This window comes from Nitratidesulfovibrio liaohensis, assembly GCF_011682075.1.
GTDB lineage: Bacteria > Desulfobacterota > Desulfovibrionia > Desulfovibrionales > Desulfovibrionaceae > Cupidesulfovibrio > Cupidesulfovibrio liaohensis.
Window position 1 is genome coordinate 1 of record NZ_VSMK01000396.1, and the last position, 2,579, is coordinate 2,579.

The 2,579-nt window shown below is 67.9% G+C and carries 2 protein-coding genes; both read right to left on the reverse strand.

Going from position 1 to position 2,579, the window contains the following annotated elements; all coding sequences use genetic code 11:
* Nucleotides 1-1,386 (reverse strand): PAS domain-containing protein (locus FVW27_RS12860; protein ID WP_167125716.1); only part of this gene is annotated, 1,386 nt, incomplete at its 3' end.
* A 323-nt stretch (nt 1,387-1,709) separates the two neighbouring features.
* On the reverse strand, nt 1,710-2,579 hold an 870-nt coding region (locus FVW27_RS12865; protein WP_243838429.1), incomplete at its 5' end, for an amino acid ABC transporter permease.

Here is a 2,579-nt window from a genome sequence, read left to right on the forward strand (position 1 = left end):
GGCCTCGTCGGCGGACCCGGCGGCATCGGTGGCCCCGCGCGCCACCTCGGCCACTGTGGCGTTCATCTGTTCCACGGCCACGGAAACCTCGGCGGTGCGGGCCTGCTGCATGTCCGACCGGCGCAGCGATTCGCGCACGCTGTCATCCACCCGACGCGCGGCGTCCACTACATCGCCGCCCACCCGGCCCGCGTTGTCGGCGGCCTCGGCCAGGGCCTCGTTGCGTTCCATGACCAGGCGCTGCTGGCGGCGCAGTTCGGAAACGTCCACCAGGCAGGCCATCACCCCCAAGGGGTTGCCGTCCAGGTCGTGCACGGGACAGGCGGTCATGTCCGCGCCGCGCTCGCCCTCGTCGTCCAGAGGCAGGTCGGCCCGGCGCAGCCGGTTGCGGCGCAGGGCATCGTCGCAGATGGCGGCGGCATGCGGGGTGGGCAGGGCGCGATCTCCGGGCTGTCCCACCAGTGATGCGCCGGTGCCGCCTCGTCCCGACAGCGCGGCCAGGGCGTCGTTGGCCCATTGCACCGTGCCGTCGGTGTTCAGGATGACGCAGGGCACCGGCAGGCTGCGCAGTACCCCCTGGGCAAAGCCGATGCGCTGGCGGATCTGGGCCACCATGGCCCGCATGGCGCCCACAAGGGTGGCCACCTCGCCCGAAAAGGCGCGGGCCTCGTCTTCGGTCAGGTCGTCGTAGCGGCCCCCCTCCACGGCGCGGGCATAGGCGGTGGCCCGGTCCAGCGGGCGCACGATGACCCGCACGATGGCCCAGCCAAGCAGCAGCAGGGCGGCCACCACGCCAGCGGACAGCAGCAGCACCCGGGTGCGCCCGGCGGCCAGGTCATGCTCGAAGCGGGCCAGGCTTTCGGCGTACGAGGCATCTGCGTGGGTCACCAACGCGTCGAAATGCTTGCGCGATGCCTCGGCCAGCGGGGTTGCGGACGCCTGGTACTGGGGGTAGCGCTGGTGCCGTTCCGCCGGGGGCATCTGGGCAAGCCCCCGCACGAAGACCATGCCGTCCTCCACGAACTGCATGGTGGAATCCTCGGCCTCGGCCACCTTACGCCGAACCTCGTCGTTGTCGGCGGCCTTGTTCAGGGCGCGGAATCCCTCGCGGATGGAGGCTGCGGTGCGTTCCAGCCCGGCCAGGTCCTTCTCCAGGTTGCTGCCCAGCATGATGTTGCGGGTAAGGCGGCTGACGTAGTTCAGGTCCTTGCCGATGGACAGGGTGGCGATCTTGCCCGCCAGGCTGTGCTGGGTCACCCGAGTGAAGTCTGCGCGGATGGCACTCATGGCGTGCAAGGCGATGGCCGCCACCAGGCCGGTGGCCACGATGCCGCAGGCGGCAAGCAGCAGGATGCGGGCGCGGACACTGGACAGCCGGTGCGACATGGACGTCTCCTTGCGGGTGGGGTGCACGAATGGACTCCAGTAGTCAGCAAGGGCCGTGCCATGTCCCGGTATCCAGAAACGACGGGACGTTGCAACGCGGAAGAGGGATGGCGGAGCCGTGCAAAGGCCCCTTTTGGTGCCTCCTTGAGGTTACAGGTGTTGCTTGGAGTTTGCAGTGGCTACTTCCGGTTATCAGGGCGGGGCGGCACCCTTGCCCACACCGCGAGAAGGCCCCCGCGTCGCTTCCGGGGAAGGACGGCGGGGGCCTTGTGGTGTCAATGGGTAAGGTGGCTGCGGTGCAGACCGGCGGTGCGCCGGGCGCGTCACATGCGCAGGCTGACCTTTTCCGGCGACAGCCTGCGTTCCAGCCGCGCGGCGAACACCGACATGGAGTAGCAGCAGATGAAATAGAGGAAGGCCACCGTGCCGTAGATTTCCATGGGGTGGATCATCAGGCGGTTGTTGATGCCCTGGGCCACGAAGGTCAGTTCAAGCACGCCCAGCACGAAGGCCAGCGAGGTGTCCTTGAAAATGGCGATGAACTGGCCCACGATGGCGGGGATCATCTGCTTCAGGGCCTGGGGCAACACGATCTTGCGCATGGCCTGCAGGTAGGTGAGGCCCGTGGAGTAGGCCGCCTCCACCTGCCCGGCGGGAATGTTCTGGATGCCGGTGCGCACGATTTCGGCGATGTAGGCCCCGGTGAAGGCCGTCAGCGCCCACGTGGCCGACCAGAACACGTTCAGCGTGGTGCCGAACATGACCGGGATGAAGAAGTATACCCAGAAGATGACGATGATCAGCGGGTTGCCGCGAATCAGCTCGATGTACAGCAGGCAGGGAATGCGGAACACCCGGTTGGCCGACGAGCGCCCCACGCCCACGACCAGTCCGATGAAGAAGCTGACCGAAATGGCGATGACGGCCATCAGCAGCGAATAGGCAAGGCCGCCAAGTCCCAGGAACATCTCGTCCGGACGCCCGTTGGGAAAGTGCCAGATGAGCAGGGAACGCAGGTTTTCGAAGACCACGTGCCACTGAAAGCCCAGCAGTCCCTTGCCCACCGAATAGAGCAGCCCGGCCAGCAGCGCAACGAACAGCCCCTTGCCCGCCAGCACGGCGGCGCGGGCGGCGTGCCCGCCCAACTGGTGCAGCATGGCCGCCAGCGGGGTGTAGGTGGTCTGGGCGGCGGC